Genomic DNA, 18,799 nt, shown 5'->3' on the forward strand with positions numbered 1-18,799 from the left:
CTTACCTCCGGTTCACCGCGATCTCGCCGAGCAGGCTCTCGAGATGGCCGGCGTAGTGGGCCATCATCACGCCGATGACGAGGAGGAGGATCAGGAAGCCGACGCCGATGGTCACCGGCATGGCGACGAAAAAGACCTGCATCTGCGGCATCAGCTTGGACAGGATGCCGAGACCGATATTGAACACCAGCGCGAAGACGAGGAACGGCGCCGACAGCTGGATCGCGACGAGGAAGGCACGGCTCATGACGCCGGTGAGGAACTGCGCGGCGTCGCCCGAGGCCGGCAGCGCGCCCGGTCGGATGATCGAGAACGAATCCGAGATCGCCGCGATGACGAGATGGTGCAGGTCGGACGCGAAAATGATGGCGATTCCCGTCAGCGTCAGGAACGTGCCGATCACCGCGCCCTGCTGGCCCTGCGTCGGATCGACCTGCATCGCGAAGCCGAGGCCCATGGCGTTGGCGATGACGACGCCGGCCGTCTGCAGGGCCGAGACGGCGATTCGGCCCGCCATGCCGAGCGTGAAGCCGACGGCGATCTCCATGAACAGGGTCAGGAACACGCCCGCGGGCCGCGCGAGATCGATCGCATAGAGCGGCCGGTGCAGCGGAAACAGGATCATGGTGAGCAGCAGAGCGACGCCAAGCCTCACCCGCATGGGCATGGCGCGTTCGCCGAGACCCGGCATCAGCGCCATCATGGTTCCGACGCGCGCGAAGACGAGCAGGAACACGACCATCAGTTCGGGCGAGAGCGGCAGATTCATCGCGAAGCGCTCCCTCCTGGAGCGTCAGGGGCGGATCAGACCCGATTCACCCGCCGAGGACCACCTTGCTCATGATCCGGCCCATGATGCCGTTCATCAGATCGCCCATGAACGGCAGGGCCACCAGCATGGTCGCGAAGATGGCGAGGATCTTGGGCACGAAGACCAGCGTCTGTTCCTGGATCTGCGTCAGCGCCTGAACCAGCGAGATGGCGACGCCGACCACGAGGCCCACCACCATCAGCGGCGCGGAGACCAGGATCACGGTGAGAATGCCATCGCGGGCAACGTCGAGAATGTCGGCGGGGGTCATGTCGTGGCTGCCCTAGATCTGCATTCGCATGATTTCCTCGTAGGACTGCACGACCCGGTCGCGCACGGCCACGAGCGATTCGATGGCGACTTCGGTTTCGGCCACCGCCGTCACCACGTCGATGAGGTCGGTACGTCCCGCCGCCATGGCCGTGGTGCGCTGGTCGGTCGCGCGCGTGGTGCGGTCCAGCGACTGAAGGGCGTTCGACAGCATGTCGCCGAAGCCGTTGCCGCCCGGCCCGGCCGGGCGCTGGCCGCCATTCGGCGAGAACAGCCGCGCCGCCGATGCATAGGCGTTTGCGGCAATGGACGAGGTCGACATCGGCTCAGACCCTCAGGAGTTCGATCGTGCGCTGGATCATCCGACGCGTGGAGGTTACGACGTTCAGGTTCGCCTCGTAGCTGCGCTGGGCCTCGCGCAGGTCCATGCTTTCGACAAGCGAATTGACGTTCGGGATCTTGACGTTGCCGCGCGCGTCGGCAGCCGGATGGCTCGGATCGAAACGGGTCTGGAATTCGCCCGGCTGCTGTCGGACAGGGCCGAGCTGCACCGTCGTCGCCTGCAATTCGCGGTCGAAATTGGTGCGGAATGTCGGAATCTTGCGGCGGTAGGGATCGCCGCCCGGCGTTTGCGCGGTCGAACTGGCATTGGCGATGTTTTCGGCCGAGATGCGCATGCGGCCGGCCTGTGCGCGCAGGCCGCCGGCTGCGATGCGGATCGATTTGAGGAAGTCCATCGACATGTTCGGCCTCCTACGAGCGCTTGCCGAGCGCGGTGCGGATGAGGCCGAGCGAGCGCTGGTAGAGGCCCGTCACCGCCTGGTAGTCCATCTGGTTCTGGGCAACCTTGAGCATCTCGTCCTCGAGATTGACCCGGTTGCCGTCCGGCGTCGCCCGGACGCCGGTATCGCGCCGGACGTCGAAACTGGTGCCCTGCATGCTTGCAACCGCGATATGCCGGGCATTGGTGACCCGCATCGGGCCGGAACTGCCGCCCGCCCCGCCGGAAACGCCCGTGCTGGCGGAGGCCCCAGCGCTGCCGCGCATCATGGATTCGAAGTCGGGCGCCCTCAGATCACGTGCGCGGTAATGCGGTGTGTCCGCATTCGCGACATTTTCCGCCAATAGCTTCTGCCGGTCCTGATGCCAGCGCATCCGCGTCCGGAGCATGGAGAAAAGCGGCACGTCGCTGGTCGTCATCGTTGCCTGTCCCCACCCCTATGGATAGGCAAACAATGCCGGGGACATGGTTAACGAGCCGTTAAGCGTTAAGGGTCTTTCAACCTCTGCCCCGGCAGGTTAACCATCCCGCGAGGTCGAAGTCGGCAAGCCTTGCCGGGTCTGTTAACCTCAACATAGATTTAACGCGCGCGATTTTCGGCGGGCGTCCGGCATGCCATGGGATCGGTACCGATGAATTATCTCACCAATCTACTCGGTCCCAACGCGCCCCTTGCCGCCACGTTCATCGTCGCCTTCGCCGTCGTCCTCGTCCTGATCGGCCTGACCGCCTGGATCTTCCGGCTGATCCGTGGCCGTGGACTGGGCATCGGCTCGGGTGGGCGCGGCCGCCAGCCGCGCCTCGCCGTTCTCGATTATGCCGATGTCGACCAGCGGCGGAAACTGGTCCTGATCCGGCGCGACAATGTCGAGCATCTGCTGCTGCTCGGCGGACCGACCGACGTGGTCGTGGAGACCGCCATCGTGCGCGGCGTGCCCGTTCAGGCCAGCGTGCTGCGCGAGGCCGCGCAGGCGCCCGAGCCGCCGCCCGCCCCCGCACCCGATCCGACTTCCCGTCTGTCGATGCGCGACACTGCCCGCCAGGCCGCCGGTGAGCCTGCCGCCGCGCGCCCGGTCAACCTCGATCCGCCGCCGCGACCCGAGCCTGTGCGCTCGCCCCCGCCGCCGCCCGTTTCCCGTCCGGCGCCGCCGGCGCGCCCGGAGCCTGCCCGGGTCGAGCCGACGCGCGTCGAGCCCGTCCGCGCCGAGCCGCCCAGGACCAATCCTGTCGTGACACCCGCCCGCCCGGTTGCACCGCCGTCGCCCCCAGTTGCGCGCCCGGCTCCGCCGACCCCCGCCCCCGCGCAGCCCGACGATGTCGCGGCGCGGCTGGAAGCGGCGCTGCGCAAGCCGATCACGCCCAGCGCCCCGCCGGCTGCCGTCAGGCCGGGCGAGCCGCGCCCGCCGGTCGCTCCCGCCCCGGCACCGCCCCGTGCCCCCGCCGCCGCGCCGGCAAAGACCCTGTCGGCCGATGAAAAATCGGTGTTCGACAGCCTGGAAGAGGAAATGGCCGCCCTGCTCGGCCGCGGCCCGACGCCGCCCAAGGGCTGATGACCAAGGCCGCTTGTCGCGGCTGGCCGACGAACGAGCCGCGGCATCGCGGCGCCCTGCCTCCCGCAAGGGCAGCCCTGCCGACCTGCTAGACTGCCGCCATCGATTCGGCGCGCAGGACGGCAATGCGGCGACTTCCACCTCCGGCCCGACCCATGAAGCGCCTCGCGGCCCTTGCCGCGATGGCCGCCATTCTGGTCGCCGGCCCGGCGGCGGCGCAGGACATTTCGATCAATCTCGGTCAGGGCGCCGGCGTCAACGAGCGCGTCATCCAGCTCATCGGCCTGATCACGGTGCTGTCCGTCGCACCCTCGATCCTGATCATGGTGACGAGCTTCGTGCGCATCTCGGTGGTGCTGTCGCTGCTGCGCACCGCCATCGGCACGCAGACCGCTCCGCCCAATGCGGTGATCGTCGGCCTGTCGCTGTTCCTCACCGGCTTCGTCATGGCCCCGACGCTGCAACAGAGCTACGAGACCGGCATCCGGCCGTTGGTCGACAACCAGATCGGCATGCCGCAGGCCTTCGAGCGCGCCTCCGGCCCGTTCCGCGAGTTCATGCTGCGCCACGTGCGCGACAAGGACCTAGCGCTGTTTCAGGAGCTCTCGCGCGAAGCGGTGCCGCCGACGCCGCAGGAAGTGTCGTTCCGCGTGCTGGTGCCGGCCTTCATGATCTCGGAGCTGCGCCGCGCCTTCGAGATCGCCTTCCTGCTGTTCGTGCCCTTCCTCGTCATCGACCTGGTCGTCGCCTCGGTCCTGATGTCGATGGGCATGATGATGCTGCCGCCCGTGACGGTGTCACTGCCGTTCAAGCTGATCTTCTTCGTGCTGGTCGACGGGTGGAATCTCGTCGCCGGCAGCCTGGTGCGAAGTTTCGGACCCTAGAGCGCCGCCTCTCCGCGACGCTCCAGAAGCCTCCGCCCACTCAGTGCGCCATCAGGATCGGCACCGAGGAATATTGCAGCATGGTCGTGGTCGTGCCGCCGAGCACCATCTGCTTCAGTCGCGAGTGGGCATAGGCGCCCATCACGATCATGCCGGCGCGCACGTTCTGGGCGTGTTCGACGATCGTCTTGCCGACATTGCGGCTGTAGGGAAGGTTCGTGACCGTCACCTTGACGCCGTGGTGGGCCAGCATCGGCGCGAGGTCGGCACCGGCGACGATGTCGTCGGCATGGCGGTCGCCGAGCACCGAGACGATCTCCACCTGCCCCGCCTTGTCGATGAACGGCATCGCGCCGCCGATGGCCCGCGCGGCGACGGCCGAGCCGTCCCAGGCAATGACCACGGCATTGGACGAGCGCGATGCGTCGAAATCGTCCGGCGCAAGGATGGCCGGCCGGCCGGAGGACAACAGCAGCGTCTCGGCCAGTTCGGTCGCCCAGACGTCCGAGGGCCGCGGACGGCCGCAGACCGCGATGTCGTGCAGGCGGGCGCGCTTGCCGATCCGGCCGAACAGCGGGTCGATGGCGTCGGTCACGACCTCGACCGAGGCGGCGACGCCCGCCGTGCGGGCGAGGCCGCGGACGGATTCGCAGAGATCGTCGGCATTGTGGGTGCGGCTATCGTTCTCGTCGGTGACGATGGCCTGCACTTCCGCGACGCCGGAATAGACGACGACGGGCACCTTGATAGCCCCGACGATCACCGAAAGATGCGCGCCATGCTCGGCTGCCAGTGAGATCGCGTAGTCGATGGCGCCGCGCGGCTTGTCGCCGTCGCCAGCAATGATGGCCAAAAGAACCGATTTGATCGACATATAGACCTCCTGCGCCTGATGAACGCGCGGCGAAACTCGCGCGTTCCTGCCACGGCGTCCTTGACGGAGATCAGACGCCGGCCGGGATCATGGCACCGTAGACCACCGGGGGCCAAGGCCTTCCTTCGGCGACGGCAGGTCGCATCCGCTCACAGCGGGATGTTGTCGTGCTTCTTCCAGGGCGTTTCGCTGGCCTTGTTGCGCAGCAGTGCCAGCGCCCGGGCTACGCGCCGCCGGGTCGAGTGCGGCATGATGACCTCATCGATATAGCCGCGCTCGGCTGCGACGAAGGGCGACAGGAAGCGCTCCTCATATTCCTTGGTGCGCGCAGCGATCTTGTCGGGGTCATTCATGTCGGCCCGGAAAATGATCTCGACCGCGCCCTTTGCGCCCATCACCGCGATCTGCGCCGAAGGCCAGGCATAGTTGACGTCGCCGCCGATATGCTTGGACGCCATGACGTCATAGGCGCCGCCGAAGGCCTTGCGCGTGATGACGGTGACGAGCGGCACCGTGCACTGGGAATAGGCGAACAGCAGCTTGGCGCCGTGCTTGATCAGGCCGCCATATTCCTGCGCCGTGCCGGGAAGGAAGCCGGGAACGTCGACCAAGGTGACGATCGGAATGCCGAAAGCATCGCAGAAACGCACGAAGCGCGCGGCTTTCCGGCTCGCATCCGAGTCGAGCACGCCGGCCAGAACCATCGGCTGATTGGCGACGATGCCGACCGAGCGGCCTTCCAGCCGCGCGAAGCCTGTGACGATGTTGCCGGCGAATTTCGGCTGGATCTCGAAGAAATCGCCCTCGTCGACCATCTTCAGGATCAGTTCCTTGATGTCGTAGGGCTTGTTCGGATTGTCCGGCACCAGCGTGTCGAGCGACATGTCGATGCGGTCGGGCTGGTCGAAGGACGGGATTTCCGGCGGCCCCTCCATGTTGTTGGAGGGCAGAAAATCAATCAGCCGGCGCATCTGGAGCAGCGCCTCAAGGTCGTTCTCGTAGGCGCCGTCGGCCACCGACGACTTCACCGCGTGAACGGAGGCACCGCCCAGTTCCTCGGCGGTCACGACCTCGTTGGTAACGGTCTTCACTACGTCGGGGCCGGTCACGAACATGTAGCTCGTGTCCTTCACCATGAAGATGAAATCGGTCATGGCCGGCGAATAGACATCGCCGCCGGCGCAGGGGCCCATGATCAGCGAGATCTGCGGAATGACGCCGGATGCGATCACATTCCGCTTGAAGACTTCGCCATAACCACCGAGGGCATCAACACCTTCCTGGATTCGCGCCCCGCCCGCATCGAACAGGCCGATGACCGGCGCACGGGCTTTCAGCGCCATATCTTGAATCTTGGTGATCTTGGCGGCATGGGCGCCGGACAGCGAACCGCCGAACACCGTGAAATCCTTGGAGAAGACGAAGACGGTGCGCCCGTTCACCGTGCCCCATCCGGTGACGACGCCGTCACCGGGAATATGCGACTTCTCCATGCCGAAATCCGCGCAGCGATGCTGCACGAACATGTCGAACTCCTCGAACGAGCTCTTGTCGACCAAAAGCTCGATGCGCTCGCGCGCAGTCAGCTTGCCGCGGGCATGCTGGGCCGCGATGCGCTTCTCGCCGCCGCCGAGGCGGGCTTCAGCGCGACGGTCTTCCAGCCGTTCGAGCACGTCCTTCATGAATGTCGCCGGGGAAGCTCCCCGTCCCTCACATCGAGCCAAGCCGTGCGAATAGCACGCAAGGTGCGGGCCAACCAATGAGACTGACGGCGGATGCGCCTTGTAGCAATGATGATCGTAAACTAGCTTATTAGGCCAGTTGATCTCTTTGGAGGGTAGAGCGGTGCGATTTGTTGGGGCATTCGAGGCGAAGAATGCACTCGGCAGTCTTCTCGACCTCGTTGAACGAGGCGAGGAGGTCGTGATCACTCGGCGCGGCAAGCCTGTGGCACGTCTGGTCGCTGAACACACGATTGAGGACCGGCAGCGCGCGCGACAGGCGCTGGAGGATTTGATCGAGATGCGGAAGGGCGTCAGCCTTGGTGGTCTGACAGTTCGGGAGCTCATCGACGAGGGGCGCGAGTGAATCTCGTGCTCGACAGTTCGGCCGTTCTCGCGTGGCTGCTGGACGAAGAAGCTGGCGAAGCAATGACCGTCGCCATGACCCGCGCCGCCATTCTCGGCGCCGTCGTGCCCACCCTCTGGTTCTATGAGGTCGCCAACGGCATGCAGATGGCGGTTCGGCGAAAGCGGATCGACGCGCGCTACCGGGACGATGCTCTCATGCGGCTGGGCCGATTGAGGATCGGCGCCGACGCATTCTCGGACGATGTTGTATGGACTGCAACGTTGTCGCTTGCCGAGCGCCACGGGCTGACCATTTACGACGCCGCTTTTCTCGAACTCGCGCAGCGCCGCAGGCTGCCGTTGGCGACACTCGATGCGGACCTTGCCTCCGCAGCTCGACGGGATGGCGTCGAGCTCGTGCTCTGAACCTCGTCACGCCGGGATCGTTCGGCCCTGGTTGTATTTCCAGATGCCGACGGCGAGGCCGAGCGTCAGCACGCCCGCGATCAACACCGAGAAGGGATTGGGGCCGAGCTTCTCGAACCACTGCGTATAGAAGTGGATCGCGCCGAAAACAGCTGCGAGATTCAGCACCCACGGCCGGTTGGCGCGCGCCGCCCACAGACCCGCGCCGACGATGGCGACAGCCCAGAGGATCGAGAAGGTCCAGGCCGGGATCACCGGTGCATAGCGGCTGGTGGAGGCGCGATCGACGAACCAGGTCAGGCGGTCGCCCCAGAGCGAGCCGATCCAGAAGCCGAAATTGACGAGGAGCAGCGAGGTGCGCGCCGCCGTGATGGCGAGGCGGGAATGGTCCGCCTTGAGCAGTTTCGACGCCTGATAGGCCGCGATGGCGAGGGCCGAAAACAGAACCACCGTCATGAACGGCTGTTCGATGCCCAGGAAATAGGTGGCGCGCATGTAGCCGGTGCGCGCGCCGATGGCCGCCGACAGCGCGAGCACCGCCAGCGCGATGAGGAGGCCGGACCGCGCCGCGATGCCGCCGGCGACGAAGACGGCGGTGACGGTCATCAGCGCCAGAACCGAGCCCTTGGTCATGAACATGACGCCGGCCGCCAGCATCAGCGAACCGGCCAGCAAACAGATATTGGCGAGGATCGCCCAGGTCTGCTCGCCCTTGAGGACGAAACCGAGGCCGACCGCCGCCATCATGCCGCCGAGGACGACTGCCACCACCGGCTGCGGCACCAGCCCCATGACGCCGAGCGCCACCGCCACCACGCCGAAGCCGATGAGGATGTTCAGCGCCAGCGAACCGGTGCCCTCCGCGGCGAAGCTCTTCAGCCTGTCGGCCTCGACCTGAGTGAGGCGGCCTTGCTCCACGAGCTTGGCGAGATCGAGGGTAACCTTCATGGCTGTCTCCGGCGCGGCACGTTACGCCGGCAATCTGGACCCACCAGATGCCTTTTTCATGTTTCGCCGGCTTGTCACAGACAGGCGAGAACCTTTGCCGCCGCCGTCATTTCGGTGAGGCGCGCCGCGCGCCGCTCGGCGGCCTCCTCGTCCTCGCCCCATTGCGACATCTGAAAATCCTCGTCGACATGAGCCGCCGCCCATGCCTCGCCGGCCGTCAGGCGGCCGTGCAGCAGGGCAATGGCGACAAGCGCCGAGCTCGTGAGCGTCGTGACGACGTGGGTCGCTCCGATCCGCCAGCCGTCACCTGCCGGCAGGGCCCGGCGCAGTGCGGCGATGGCCGCCTCCGGTTGGGTCACATGCATGACCCCTTCCGAGAGGATCGGGCGGGCACCGAGTTCGTCCCTCGCCCATGCGAGAATCGGGTCCCACAGCGCCGCCTGACGCTCGACGAGCGTGCGCGGCCCATCGGCGCGGTAGCAGATCAGGTCCGTGCCAGCATATTTGACGATGTCGTCAGCGACCGGCCCGGGATCGGGTGCGACGCCGTCGATGATCGAATTGGCGATTCGGGTGATCGGCATGCGGCGCGGGTCGATGAACTCCGCCTGCGCATTCCACTCCTCAGCCACCGCCTCGCCCAGCGCCTGCGTCGGGAAGGCCAGCGGATTGCGTCCCGGCGTCTTCGCGGGACGGCCGTCGAGCAGCAGGCGCCAGCCGCCCTCGCCTTCTCCCGCGCTCGCGAGCGTGTAGAAGCGCTTCGGAAAAACCGGTTTCGCCGCCACCCGCGCCGTCGCGATGGGATCGTAGGCGGCCGGATCCTGCTGGCCCTTGTCGAACCAGTCCTCGAACGCCGATTTGCTCATGACTGCAAGACCACTCTGCTCATGGACGCGATGTAGAGCCCCGGTCGCCGCTTTTCAAACCGGAGCCGTCCAGAGCCCTTCGAGGACCGCCGGCAATTCGGCATAGCGCTCGATCATCGCATGGGGCTTCAGCCGCGCCAGCGCATGGGCGGGGTGATAGCCCCACGACACGCCGATGGCTGCGACGCCGGCGGCGTGCGCCATGTCGATATCGTAGGTGGTGTCGCCGATCATCACGGTATCGCGCGGATTGGCGCCCACAGCCTGCATAGCTTGCTCGATCATCGCCGGATGCGGCTTTGACGGCGCGTCATCGGCCGTCTGGATCGTCGCGAACCGGTCATAGAGGCCGTGATGGCCGAGCACGATGCGCACGCCGCGCTGCGACTTGCCCGTGGCGATGCCAAGCGCGACATCCCGCGCCGCCAGCCATTCGACCATCTCGCGCGCGCCCTCGTAGAGCGGCTCGGTGTGGTTCGGGTCGGCGCGCAGAGCATGGAAGGCATTCTTGTAGCCCTCGATCAGCGCGGGAACGTCGGGATCTTCGGGCGCGGTCAGCGTCGACAGGGCCTCGACCAGCGACAGGCCGACGATGGAGAGCGTCGCCTCGCGCGTCGGGGCCGGCCGCCCGAGCGTCGCAAAGGCGCCGTTCATGGCGGCGACGATCATGTGCTGGCTATCGACCAGCGTGCCGTCGCAATCGAAGATGACGAGCTTCACGGAAAAGGCGCTCCAGATGTCCGGAGCGCCTTCTGGGTCATGATTGATCGGAACTCAAGCGCCGAAGCGGCAGGCCCTGACCGCCATGCGGAACGGCGGCGTGCGCGGAATGTAGCCCTGGGCGCGCACGCTCTGGCGGCATTCGACGATCCGCGCGAGATCCGGCCGGCGGGCGCGCAGGCAATCGACCACCGCGCCGCGTACGAAGGGAGGACGATAGCCGCGGGCAAGCGCCTCCTGCCGGCAGGCGAAGCGGTTGGCGCGCAGGTCGGGGTTGCCGCGGCGGAACCCGGGGCCCGGACCGAAGCCGGGGCCCCCGCCGTAATAACCAGGGGGCGGGCCGCCATAGGGCTGGGCCGCGGCAGGGGTCGCGAAGGGCGCGGCGGCGAGAAGCGCTGCGGCGCATGCGAGGGCGAAGCGTGTCATCCTGTGCTCCTGAATGGCTGTTCCAGTGGAGACAGATGCGCCCTCCCGCGCTGAACGATCGCTGAACCGGGCCTTCAGCCGGGCTTGTGGCCGGCCTTGCGCTCCAGAACCTCGACGCGCCCTTCAAGCGCCGCGAGCCGCCGCTCGGCCAGGTCGTTGGCGCGGCGCAGCTCGGCGACAAGCTCGGTCATGGCGCGGGTGTCGATGGCCGGGCCCGGCACGGTGCGGATCACCCGGCGGGTGATCATGACGATTCCGGCGAGGATGGCGGCCAGCGCCGCGGCCGTGACGTAGATCCAGCCGGTCAGCGACATCACTCCTCCGGCGCCTCGACGATGGGATCGTAGCGCGACACGTCCCAGCCGAGCAGGTTGAAGGTCTGCTCCATATGCGGCGGCAGCGGCGCGGAAATGTCGATCGTGCCCTTGCCGCGCGGATGCGGCACGACGATGCGGCGGGCGTGGAGGTGCAGCTTTTTCTGGATGCCGCCCGGCAGATCCCAGTTCTCGACATCGAAATATTTGGGATCGCCGATGATCGGATTGCCGACCTCGGCCGCATGGACGCGCAGCTGATGGGTGCGGCCCGTCACTGGCTTCATCGATAGCCAGGACAGCTTCTGCGCCATCGTGTCGATGACGGCGTAATAGCTGACCGCATGGCTCGCGCCCCGCTCGCCATGCTTGGCGATGCGCATGAAGCTCTCGTCCTCGCGCTCCTCCTTGGCGAGATAGGTCGAGACACGGCCCTGCCGCGGCTTCGGCACGCCAGCCACCACGGCCCAGTAGATCTTGCGCGCCGCGCGGGAGCGGAAGGTCTTGGCTAGCGCCGCGGCGGCGAAACGCGTCCTGGCGACCAGCAGGCAGCCGGACGTGTCCTTGTCGAGCCGGTGGACGAGGCGCGGCCGCTGGCCGTCCTCGTCGGTCAGCACGGCAAGCATGCCGTCGAGGTGCTTCTTCGTGCCTGAGCCGCCCTGCACGGCAAGACCGGCGGGTTTCGACAGCACGAGAACGTCCTTGTCCTCGTAGAGCGTGATCGAGGCGAGGAACCCGGCAATGTCCTCGCCGACCTTGGCCGAGATCGGCCTCGCCTGGTCGAGCTTCAGCGGCGGCACGCGGACGGCCTGCCCCGGCTCCAGCCGGTCCTTGGTCTCGACGCGGCGGCCGTTCACCCGCAATTCGCCCTTGCGGACGATGCGCTGAATGTAGCTGAACGACAGTTGCGGAAAGCGTGCGGCAAGGAAGCGGTCGACGCGCATGTCGGCTTCGTCGGCCGTCACCGTCAGGGTCTGGACGCCGGTCTGCAGCGTCGCGGTGGCGGCGGCCTTGAGCTCGGCACGGGTCGGGCCCGTCGGCGCGGCGCGGCGTGCCTCGTCGCGGCGCGGTTCGTCGCGGCCGGATTCGTCGCGACGTTGCGGCGACCGCCGCTCGCCCGATCCGGCGGGCTTGCGTGCCGGGGCGCGCGGTTGGTCGCGGGGCTCCTCGATGGCGGCGATGTCGAGATCATCCTCCGGCGACCAGCCGCGATCATCCGCATCCCAGTCGTCGTCCTGGCCGCGGCGCGGCGCTTCGTCGAACGAGCGGAATTCCTGTTCGCGCGGCGGCACGCGCCGGACGCGCTCCAGCGAACGGCGGTCCTCGCCGCGATGGGGAGCCGGTTTGGCGAACGGCCGGGCGTCATCGCGGCGACGGCCGGCTTCCGGCGGACGTGACGGCTTCCGGCCGCGCTTGTCCTCCGCCTCGTCGCGGCTGGCCGGGGCCTTGCCCCTCGCTCGCGGCGGCTTCGCCCCGGCGGCCGGCCGTTTGCCCGGCGGGCGCTGAGCCCCCGGTCCCCGCCCCTGCGGCCCCTTGCCTGCACCGCCGCGGCCCGGCGGCTTGCCCCTGCCCTTCATGAGAAGCTCCTGACAACGGCAAGGCCGACCGCAAGCGCTGCGACCGACAGGATCACCGAAGCCACCACATAGAGCGCCGCGAGGCCGAGGTCACCCCGCTCGTAGAGCACGACGGCATCGAGCGAGAAGGCCGAGAAGGTGGTGAAGCCGCCGAGGATACCCGTGGTGAGGAACAGCTTCAGTTCCTGGCTCCAAGGCAGCTGCGCGCGGAAGGCCAGCCATCCCGCGATCAGACCCATGGCGAGGCCACCGGCGATGTTGACGATGAAGGTGCCGGCGGGGAAATGCGGTCCGAAGGCTTTCAGCGACCAGACATTGACGCCGTAGCGCGCCGCGCCGCCGATGCCGGAGCCGAGGAAGACGAGCAGGACCTTGGTCATGCAACAAGCGTTAGACGAGGTTTCCGCCGGATTGAAGCGCAAAACGGCTATCCGCCCCGCTCCTTCCTGAGTTTCGCCCACCATTCCATGCGCTTGGCCACCTCGCGCTCGAAGCCGCGCTCGACCGGCCGGTAGAACGATTGCCGCCCGAGCGCCTCGGGCCAGTAGTCCTGTCCGGAGAAGGCGTCTGGCTGGTCGTGGTCGTAGGCATAGCCCTCGCCATAGCCTTCCGACTTCATCAGCTTGGTTGGCGCGTTGAGGATGGTCTTCGGCGGCGTCAGGCTGCCGCGCTCCTTGGCTACGCCAAGCGCCGCCTTCCAGGCAGTGTAGGCGGCGTTCGATTTCGGCGCGGTCGCGACATAGATCACGGCATTGGCGAGGGCGAGTTCGCCTTCCGGGCTCCCGAGGAAATCGTAGGCATCCTTCGCGGCATTGGCGACGACGAGGGCCTGCGGGTCGGCGAGGCCGATATCCTCGACCGCCATCCGCACCACGCGGCGGGCGATGAACAGGGGGTTCTCGCCGGCATCCAGCATGCGCGCGAGATAGTAGAGCGCGGCATCCGGGTCCGAACCGCGCACCGTCTTGTGCAGCGCGGAGATCAGATTGTAGTGCCCCTCCTGCGCCTTGTCGTAGATCGGCGCCCGGCGCTGGACGATCTCGGCGAGGCCCGCCGTGTCGAAGGTCTCTCCCTCGCCCGCGGCGCGCCAGACCTCCTCGGCAAGCGTCAGCACGGCGCGGCCGTCGCCATCGGCCATGCGAACGAGCGCGACCCGCGCGTCGCCGTCGAGCGGCAGCGGTTTGCCCTCCATCTCCTCGGCGCGTGCCAGCAGCTTTTCCAGCGCCTCGTCGTCGAGCGAGCGGAAGGTCAGCACGCGTGCCCGCGACAGAAGCGCTGCATTCAGCTCGAAGGACGGATTCTCCGTCGTCGCGCCGACGAGCGTCACCGTGCCGTCCTCGACAACGGGGAGGAAGGCGTCCTGCTGCGAGCGGTTGAAGCGGTGGATCTCATCGACGAAGAGCAGCGTCCCGCGCCCCTGCACGCGGCGCGACCGGGCCTGCTCGAACACCTTCTTCAGATCCGCGACGCCGGTGAAGATCGCGGATATCTGCTCGAAGGCGAGATCGGTCTCGCCCGCCAGCAGGCGCGCGACCGTCGTCTTGCCCGTGCCGGGCGGTCCCCAGAAGACGAGGGAGCCGAGCGAACGCGTGCGCAGCAGGCGCGTCAGCGCCCCCTCCGGTCCGGTCAGGTGCTCCTGCCCCGCCACCTCCGCCAGCGATTTCGGCCGGAGGCGGTCGGCGAGCGGGCGCGGCGCCTTCGGATCCGGCCCCGCCGCCTCGAACAGGTCCAAGTCAGCCGCCCATCATCGAATTGATGACCTGCCCGCCGCGGTCGATCTGGAAGCGCCAGAGGCGCGCGCGCTCGCGCGTGGCCTGCTGGAGGTCGGCCGGCGCCTTGATCTCCCGGCCATTGACCCCGAGCACGACATCGCCCGGCTGGAGGCCGACCTGCGCGGCCGGCGATCCCGGCTCCACCTTGGTGATGACGACACCCTCTGAGCGGTGATTGACGCGCAGTTCGTCGGCGATGCCCGGCGACAGCGTCGCCACCGTCACGCCCTGAAACGGCGACAGGCCGGTGATCTGCTCCGCATCCTGCCCGCCACGCGGAGCCGGCTCGAGCGCCACCGGCACGACGAGCGGCCGGCCGCTGCGCGTGACCGCAAGGCTGGCGACGCCGCCGATGGGGCGCACCCCGAACCGGTAGCCGAAGGCGTCGGGATCGTCGATCTGGTGGCTGTCGACGGCGGTGATCAGGTCGCCCGCGCGCAGGCCCGCGCGCGCCGCCGGCGAATTGGCCACCACCGACACGATGAGCGCTCCGGACGGCCGCGCGAGCCGCAGGCTCTCCGCGACATCCGCCGTCACCGCCTGCAGGCGGCCGCCGAACCAGGGGCGCTGCACCGTCTGGCTGCCGGCCTTGGCCGATTCGATGATCAGGCGAACCATGGCGGTCGGAATGGCGAAACCGATGCCGTGGCTGCCGCCGGAGCGCGAGAAGATCGCCGTGTTGATGCCGATGAGGCGGCCGTTCATGTCCACCAGCGCGCCGCCGGAATTGCCGGGATTGATGGCCGCATCCGTCTGCACGAAGGACTGGTAGTCGGAAACACCGACCTGGCTGCGGGCAAGCGCGGAGACAATGCCCTGCGTCACCGTCTGTCCGACGCCGAACGGATTGCCGATGGCCAGCACGATGTCGCCGACCTCGAGCGCTTCGGAATCGCCGATGTCGAGGGTGACGAGATCGGCCGGCGGGTTCTTCAGCTTCAGCACGGCGAGGTCGGTGCGCGGATCGCGCAGCACGATCTCGACCTCGAACTCGCGCCGGTCGGCGAAGGCGACCTTCACCTCGGTCATGTTCTCGACCACGTGGTTGTTCGTCACCACGAGGCCGGAGCGGTCGATGATCACGCCCGAACCGAGCGAGCGGGCGACCTCGGCGCGCTGCGGGCCCTGCCCCTGCCCGCCGCCACGGTTGCCGAAGAACCGGCGGAACATCGGATCGTCGAAGAAGGGATGATTCTGCACCTGCTCGACGCGCGCGCCATAAACGTTGACGACGGCGGGGGCTGCCCGCTTCACCACCGGCGCGAACGACAATTGCACCTCCGCGCGGGTCTGCGGGGGCTGGCGCTGGGCTTGCGCCGAGGCGGGAGCGATGGCGGCGATGAGAGCCGCGACGGCGAGAAGGCTGAATCTGGTCATGCCGCGAATATAGCTGCCGCGTCGCGCTCCCGGAAGGGAAAGGCGGCAGCAGGCTGGCATCTGCGTTCGCACGCCGCACCCCCGCCGGGTTGAACCGGCGAACGCACCGTGCGATTGAAACCGTCGGCTCCAACACGCACGAGGGAGGGCTGAATGCATATTCTCATGTTCGTCACTCCCGCCGGCCGGTCCCGCCGTTAGGCCAGACCCTGCCGCTGCCACGGACCGCCCGATGCGGTCCTGAGCCGATTTCCATCCCCGTCCATTCGTCATTCCGGGCCTGAATTCGCCACGCGCGATTCCGTGTCCGCCATTGCGGAGCCGGCCGCCTTCGGGAGCCGGAAGCCATCATGTCTTCATCGTCTGAAACCGGGCGGCGTGAGCCGTTCCGCGCCGTTCTCGCCTTCACGTTCCGCCACTGGATGCGCACGCCCCTGCGCGTCGCAGCGGTCGCGGCAACCTTCATGGCCGCGACGACGGCCGAGTTCCTTGTGCCGGTCTATGCCGGCCGGCTGGTCGATGCCGTCGCCGGACAGGGCGGCATGGAGGCGGCGCTCTGGGCGCTCGCCGGCATGCTGGTGCTGGGCGCGGTCACCGTGCTGTTCCGTCACGCCTCGTTCATCGGCATCACGACGCTGACGCTGCGCACGATGAGCGATACGGCACAGGAAGCCTTCGCGCGCCTCCAGCGCTTCTCGACCGACTGGCACGCCAGCAATTTCGCAGGCTCGACCGTGCGCAAGATCACGCGCGGCATGTGGGCGCTCGACCTGCTGCACGACACCATCCTCGGCGCTCTCTGGCCCTCGGTCGTCGTGCTGGTCGGCACCACGGCGCTGCTCGCCTGGCACTGGCCGGCCATGGGCCTCGTCGTTTTCACGGGATCGGTTGTCTACGTCGCCGTCACGGTCGCGCTGTCGCTCGGCTATGTCGCGCCGGCGGCACGCCTCGCCAATGCCTGGGACACCAAGGTCGGCGGCGCTCTGGCCGACGCCATCTCCTGCAATCCGGTCGTGAAGGCCTATGGCGCGGAAGCGCGGGAAGACGCACGCCTTTCGGACACCTTGTCGCGCTGGGCGCTGAAGACGCGGCGCACCTGGGTGCGCGGCACGATCTCGGGGACGGCCCAGCAACTGGTGCTGCTGGTGCTGCGCGGCTCCGTGGTCGGCCTCGTCATCTGGCTTTGGGCGAACGGCAAGGCGACGCCCGGCGATGTCGCCTTCGTGCTGACATCCTACGCGGTGGTCCACGGCTATCTGCGAGACGTCGGCCAGCATGTCCACAACCTCCAGCGCTCGGTCAACGACATGGAGGAGCTGGTGGCCATGGACGCCCTGCCTTTCGGCGTGGCGGATCGACCGCAGGCGAAACCCATGGCCGTGACGGCCGGCGCAATCGCCTTCGACCGGGTCACCTTCCATTATTGCGGCCATGCCGAGCCGCTCTACCGCGACTTCTCGTTGAAGATCGCAGCAGGAGAGAAGGTCGGCCTCGTCGGACGGTCGGGCTCGGGCAAGACGACCTTCGTCAAGCTCGTCCAGCGGCTCTACGACGTGAATGCAGGGAGCATCCTGATCGACGGTCAGGATATTGCCGGCACCACGCAGGCGAGCCTCCGGTCGCAGATGGCCATCGTCCAGCAGGAGCCGGTGCTGTTCCATCGCTCGCTAGCTGAGAACATCGCCTATGGCCGGCCGGGCGCGAGCCGGGCGCAGGTCGAGCAAGCCGCGCGCCTCGCCAATGCCCACGACTTCATCATGCGCCTGCCGAAGGGCTACGAGACCCTCGTCGGTGAGCGCGGCGTGAAGCTCTCGGGCGGCGAGCGGCAGCGCGTGGCGCTGGCGCGGGCCTTCCTCGCGGATGCGCCCATCCTGATCCTGGACGAGGCGACATCGAGCCTCGATTCGGAGTCGGAGGCGCTGATCCAGGAAGCCGTTGAGCGGCTGATGGCGGGGCGGACCACGATCGTCATCGCCCACCGACTCTCGACCGTCCGGGCCATGGATCGAATCCTGGTCTTCGACCGGGGCGAGGTCATCGAGGAGGGCAGCCACGATGTGTTGCTGAAGCGCGAGAACGGCGCCTACCGGGCGTTGTTCGAGCGGCAGGTCTCCGAACTTGCCAAGGGCATCGCGCCGGAGGACGCCCCGCACCGGCGGGCCGATGAGAGCCTGATCGAGGACTGACGAAGGGCGGCGCCTTCCAAGCAGGAGGCGCCGCCACCGCGAGGTTCGCGGCCTGCAGATCACAAAGTGCGTCCTTCCATTCATGCTGGCCGAGAGCGAGGACCAGGCACACACCGGCCCGATGCATTCCTGCTTGTTGACCGCCGTCGGATGAGTGGCGACGCTCGCCATGAGGAAAACCCCGAAGGGCATCATGACCACAGTCGACTTCACCCCCGGCAACTATCGCTATCAGCCGAGCGTCTTCCAGTATTCGGCGGGCGTCGCGGCGCTGCCCGGCTATCGGATCGAGCGGGTGATGTTCCGCAATCCTGTGCCGCTCAGGGCCGGATTCGCGCAGATCGCGCGGATGATCCAGGCCGCTGGCCGGCCACTGACTTCATTCTGCGCCTGCGAACTGCGCTCGCCCGCCCCCTTCGACGATGCCGGCTTCAAGGCCTTCAACGAGGTCTATGTCGGCACGCTCACCGACTGGGGCATCTACAATGCCGAGACCAGGGCCAATCCGGTGGCGCGCTCCAACGTCTGTCCGGAAATCGCGGGGCCGCCGGAGCCCTCCTTCCACGCCTTCTCCTTCGTCGTCGAGGGCGATGCCGGCGCGCCGCAATTCGTCATTTCCGGCTCGGCCGAGGCGCGCGACGGTTCGGCCCCCTATGCCGAGCGCATCGTCCGGCTCAACGACACAAGCCCTGACGCCATGCGCGAGAAGGCCGCCTTCGTGCTGGGCCGGATGGAAGACCGGATGGCCGCCTTCGGCCATGGCTGGAAGGATACGACGGCAAGTCAAGCCTACTGCGTCTATGACATTCACCCGTTCATGGCCGGCGAAATTGTCCGGCGCGGCGCGGCCCGCAACGGGCTCTCGTGGCATTTCAACCGGCCACCGGTGATCGGCCTCGACTACGAGATGGATTGCCGCAGCGTCTCGGTCGAGCGGGCGGCCTGAGC

Annotated in this window: 22 protein-coding genes; 6 read left to right on the plus strand and 16 right to left on the minus strand. The window is 67.7% G+C overall.

Annotated elements, in window-relative coordinates; genetic code table 11:
• Position 1: 1 nt before the first annotated feature.
• Genes fliR through flgB form a run of 5 tightly spaced genes read right to left on the minus strand, consistent with a single transcriptional unit; the run spans position 2 to position 2,281 of the window.
• Positions 2 to 769, minus strand: coding sequence for a flagellar biosynthetic protein FliR (fliR, locus tag JNK84_RS13435; protein WP_293424873.1), 768 nt, complete (start codon positions 767 to 769; stop codon positions 2 to 4).
• Positions 770 to 815: 46 nt separating this feature from the next.
• Complete coding sequence (locus tag JNK84_RS13440; protein WP_293424875.1) at positions 816 to 1,082, minus strand: flagellar biosynthetic protein FliQ; 267 nt, start codon at positions 1,080 to 1,082, stop codon at positions 816 to 818.
• Positions 1,083 to 1,094: 12 nt separating this feature from the next.
• Positions 1,095 to 1,403: a flagellar hook-basal body complex protein FliE gene (fliE, locus tag JNK84_RS13445; RefSeq protein ID WP_293424876.1), complete on the minus strand. Its 309-nt coding sequence runs from the start codon at positions 1,401 to 1,403 to the stop codon at positions 1,095 to 1,097.
• A gap of 4 nt (positions 1,404 to 1,407) precedes the next feature.
• Positions 1,408 to 1,818, minus strand: a complete 411-nt coding sequence (flgC, locus tag JNK84_RS13450) for a flagellar basal body rod protein FlgC (RefSeq protein WP_293424953.1) — start codon at positions 1,816 to 1,818, stop codon at positions 1,408 to 1,410.
• A 16-nt stretch (positions 1,819 to 1,834) separates the two neighbouring features.
• Positions 1,835 to 2,281 (minus strand): flagellar basal body rod protein FlgB, encoded by a 447-nt coding sequence (flgB, locus tag JNK84_RS13455; protein ID WP_293424877.1) that lies wholly within the window; start codon positions 2,279 to 2,281, stop codon positions 1,835 to 1,837.
• Between the two features lie 213 nt (positions 2,282 to 2,494).
• Between flgB and JNK84_RS13460 the strand changes: the two genes are divergently transcribed.
• Entirely contained in the window at positions 2,495 to 3,412 is a 918-nt protein-coding gene (locus tag JNK84_RS13460; protein WP_293424878.1) for a flagellar biosynthetic protein FliO, read from the plus strand.
• Between the two features lie 125 nt (positions 3,413 to 3,537).
• Positions 3,538 to 4,296 (plus strand): flagellar type III secretion system pore protein FliP, encoded by a 759-nt coding sequence (gene fliP, locus JNK84_RS13465; RefSeq protein WP_441343240.1) that lies wholly within the window; start codon positions 3,538 to 3,540, stop codon positions 4,294 to 4,296.
• 40 nt (positions 4,297 to 4,336) lie between these two features.
• Here fliP and JNK84_RS13470 read toward each other — a convergent pair whose 3' ends face one another.
• Both JNK84_RS13470 and JNK84_RS13475 read right to left on the minus strand, forming a co-directional pair.
• A complete protein-coding gene (locus tag JNK84_RS13470; RefSeq protein ID WP_293424882.1) occupies positions 4,337 to 5,170 on the minus strand; it encodes a universal stress protein in 834 nt (277 codons plus the stop codon).
• Between the two features lie 149 nt (positions 5,171 to 5,319).
• Positions 5,320 to 6,852, minus strand: coding sequence for an acyl-CoA carboxylase subunit beta (locus JNK84_RS13475; RefSeq protein ID WP_293424884.1), 1,533 nt, complete (start codon positions 6,850 to 6,852; stop codon positions 5,320 to 5,322).
• A gap of 163 nt (positions 6,853 to 7,015) precedes the next feature.
• Here JNK84_RS13475 and JNK84_RS13480 point away from each other — a divergent pair, with 163 nt between their 5' ends.
• Positions 7,016 to 7,258 carry a type II toxin-antitoxin system Phd/YefM family antitoxin gene (locus tag JNK84_RS13480; RefSeq protein WP_293424886.1) on the plus strand — a complete coding sequence of 81 codons (243 nt, stop codon included), beginning with the start codon at positions 7,016 to 7,018 and terminating at the stop codon, positions 7,256 to 7,258.
• A complete protein-coding gene (locus JNK84_RS13485; RefSeq protein WP_293424888.1) occupies positions 7,255 to 7,665 on the plus strand; it encodes a type II toxin-antitoxin system VapC family toxin in 411 nt (136 codons plus the stop codon). Before JNK84_RS13480 ends, JNK84_RS13485 begins: the two co-directional genes overlap by 4 nt.
• Before the next feature lie 6 nt (positions 7,666 to 7,671).
• Here JNK84_RS13485 and JNK84_RS13490 read toward each other — a convergent pair whose 3' ends face one another.
• The 9 genes from JNK84_RS13490 to JNK84_RS13530 all read right to left on the minus strand — a co-directional run bounded on the left by JNK84_RS13490 (position 7,672) and on the right by JNK84_RS13530 (position 15,665).
• Positions 7,672 to 8,613, minus strand: a complete 942-nt coding sequence (locus tag JNK84_RS13490; RefSeq protein WP_293424889.1) for a hypothetical protein — start codon at positions 8,611 to 8,613, stop codon at positions 7,672 to 7,674.
• A gap of 74 nt (positions 8,614 to 8,687) precedes the next feature.
• Positions 8,688 to 9,479: an ATP12 family chaperone protein gene (locus JNK84_RS13495; protein ID WP_293424890.1), complete on the minus strand. Its 792-nt coding sequence runs from the start codon at positions 9,477 to 9,479 to the stop codon at positions 8,688 to 8,690.
• 54 nt (positions 9,480 to 9,533) lie between these two features.
• Positions 9,534 to 10,199: an HAD-IA family hydrolase gene (locus tag JNK84_RS13500; protein WP_293424891.1), complete on the minus strand. Its 666-nt coding sequence runs from the start codon at positions 10,197 to 10,199 to the stop codon at positions 9,534 to 9,536.
• A 54-nt stretch (positions 10,200 to 10,253) separates the two neighbouring features.
• Positions 10,254 to 10,625, minus strand: coding sequence for a hypothetical protein (locus tag JNK84_RS13505; RefSeq protein WP_293424892.1), 372 nt, complete (start codon positions 10,623 to 10,625; stop codon positions 10,254 to 10,256).
• A 74-nt stretch (positions 10,626 to 10,699) separates the two neighbouring features.
• The gene (locus JNK84_RS13510) at positions 10,700 to 10,939 is read right to left on the minus strand and encodes a hypothetical protein (protein ID WP_293424893.1); all 240 of its coding nucleotides are present in this window, start codon (positions 10,937 to 10,939) and stop codon (positions 10,700 to 10,702) included.
• Complete coding sequence (locus JNK84_RS13515) at positions 10,939 to 12,516, minus strand: RluA family pseudouridine synthase (protein ID WP_293424894.1); 1,578 nt, start codon at positions 12,514 to 12,516, stop codon at positions 10,939 to 10,941. Before JNK84_RS13515 ends, JNK84_RS13510 begins: the two co-directional genes overlap by 1 nt.
• Positions 12,513 to 12,896 (minus strand): fluoride efflux transporter CrcB, encoded by a 384-nt coding sequence (gene crcB, locus JNK84_RS13520; RefSeq protein ID WP_293424895.1) that lies wholly within the window; start codon positions 12,894 to 12,896, stop codon positions 12,513 to 12,515. The genes JNK84_RS13515 and crcB overlap by 4 nt, the downstream gene beginning before the upstream one ends.
• A 47-nt stretch (positions 12,897 to 12,943) precedes the next feature.
• On the minus strand, positions 12,944 to 14,242 hold the full coding sequence (locus JNK84_RS13525; RefSeq protein ID WP_293424954.1) for a replication-associated recombination protein A: 1,299 nt from the start codon (positions 14,240 to 14,242) through the stop codon (positions 12,944 to 12,946).
• A 7-nt stretch (positions 14,243 to 14,249) separates the two neighbouring features.
• The gene (locus JNK84_RS13530) at positions 14,250 to 15,665 is read right to left on the minus strand and encodes a DegQ family serine endoprotease (protein ID WP_293424896.1); all 1,416 of its coding nucleotides are present in this window, start codon (positions 15,663 to 15,665) and stop codon (positions 14,250 to 14,252) included.
• A 350-nt stretch (positions 15,666 to 16,015) separates the two neighbouring features.
• Between JNK84_RS13530 and JNK84_RS13535 the strand changes: the two genes are divergently transcribed.
• Together JNK84_RS13535 and cnbZ are read left to right on the plus strand one after the other, a co-directional pair.
• Positions 16,016 to 17,851 carry an ABC transporter ATP-binding protein gene (locus JNK84_RS13535; RefSeq protein WP_293424897.1) on the plus strand — a complete coding sequence of 612 codons (1,836 nt, stop codon included), beginning with the start codon at positions 16,016 to 16,018 and terminating at the stop codon, positions 17,849 to 17,851.
• A gap of 193 nt (positions 17,852 to 18,044) precedes the next feature.
• A complete protein-coding gene (cnbZ, locus tag JNK84_RS13540; RefSeq protein WP_293424898.1) occupies positions 18,045 to 18,797 on the plus strand; it encodes a 2-amino-5-chloromuconate deaminase CnbZ in 753 nt (250 codons plus the stop codon).
• Positions 18,798 to 18,799: the final 2 nt, after the last annotated feature.

This window comes from Phreatobacter sp., assembly GCF_016793595.1.
In the GTDB taxonomy this organism is placed as follows: domain Bacteria; phylum Pseudomonadota; class Alphaproteobacteria; order Rhizobiales; family Phreatobacteraceae; genus Phreatobacter.

What these genes read in the sequence shown, in the direction of transcription:
- fliR (WP_293424873.1), bottom strand. Translation starts at nt 769, where the DNA reads ATGAATCTGCCGCTCTCGCCCGAACTGATGGTCGTGTTCCTGCTCGTC.
- JNK84_RS13440 (WP_293424875.1), bottom strand. Translation starts at nt 1,082, where the DNA reads ATGACCCCCGCCGACATTCTCGACGTTGCCCGCGATGGCATTCTCACC.
- fliE (WP_293424876.1), bottom strand. Translation starts at nt 1,403, where the DNA reads ATGTCGACCTCGTCCATTGCCGCAAACGCCTATGCATCGGCGGCGCGG.
- flgC (WP_293424953.1), bottom strand. Translation starts at nt 1,818, where the DNA reads ATGGACTTCCTCAAATCGATCCGCATCGCAGCCGGCGGCCTGCGCGCA.
- flgB (WP_293424877.1), bottom strand. Translation starts at nt 2,281, where the DNA reads ATGACGACCAGCGACGTGCCGCTTTTCTCCATGCTCCGGACGCGGATG.
- JNK84_RS13460 (WP_293424878.1), top strand. Translation starts at nt 2,495, where the DNA reads ATGAATTATCTCACCAATCTACTCGGTCCCAACGCGCCCCTTGCCGCC.
- fliP (WP_441343240.1), top strand. Translation starts at nt 3,538, where the DNA reads ATGCGGCGACTTCCACCTCCGGCCCGACCCATGAAGCGCCTCGCGGCC.
- JNK84_RS13470 (WP_293424882.1), bottom strand. Translation starts at nt 5,170, where the DNA reads ATGTCGATCAAATCGGTTCTTTTGGCCATCATTGCTGGCGACGGCGAC.
- JNK84_RS13475 (WP_293424884.1), bottom strand. Translation starts at nt 6,852, where the DNA reads ATGAAGGACGTGCTCGAACGGCTGGAAGACCGTCGCGCTGAAGCCCGC.
- JNK84_RS13490 (WP_293424889.1), bottom strand. Translation starts at nt 8,613, where the DNA reads ATGAAGGTTACCCTCGATCTCGCCAAGCTCGTGGAGCAAGGCCGCCTC.
- JNK84_RS13495 (WP_293424890.1), bottom strand. Translation starts at nt 9,479, where the DNA reads ATGAGCAAATCGGCGTTCGAGGACTGGTTCGACAAGGGCCAGCAGGAT.
- JNK84_RS13505 (WP_293424892.1), bottom strand. Translation starts at nt 10,625, where the DNA reads ATGACACGCTTCGCCCTCGCATGCGCCGCAGCGCTTCTCGCCGCCGCG.
- JNK84_RS13510 (WP_293424893.1), bottom strand. Translation starts at nt 10,939, where the DNA reads ATGTCGCTGACCGGCTGGATCTACGTCACGGCCGCGGCGCTGGCCGCC.
- JNK84_RS13515 (WP_293424894.1), bottom strand. Translation starts at nt 12,516, where the DNA reads ATGAAGGGCAGGGGCAAGCCGCCGGGCCGCGGCGGTGCAGGCAAGGGG.
- crcB (WP_293424895.1), bottom strand. Translation starts at nt 12,896, where the DNA reads ATGACCAAGGTCCTGCTCGTCTTCCTCGGCTCCGGCATCGGCGGCGCG.
- JNK84_RS13530 (WP_293424896.1), bottom strand. Translation starts at nt 15,665, where the DNA reads ATGACCAGATTCAGCCTTCTCGCCGTCGCGGCTCTCATCGCCGCCATC.
- JNK84_RS13535 (WP_293424897.1), top strand. Translation starts at nt 16,016, where the DNA reads ATGTCTTCATCGTCTGAAACCGGGCGGCGTGAGCCGTTCCGCGCCGTT.
- cnbZ (WP_293424898.1), top strand. Translation starts at nt 18,045, where the DNA reads ATGACCACAGTCGACTTCACCCCCGGCAACTATCGCTATCAGCCGAGC.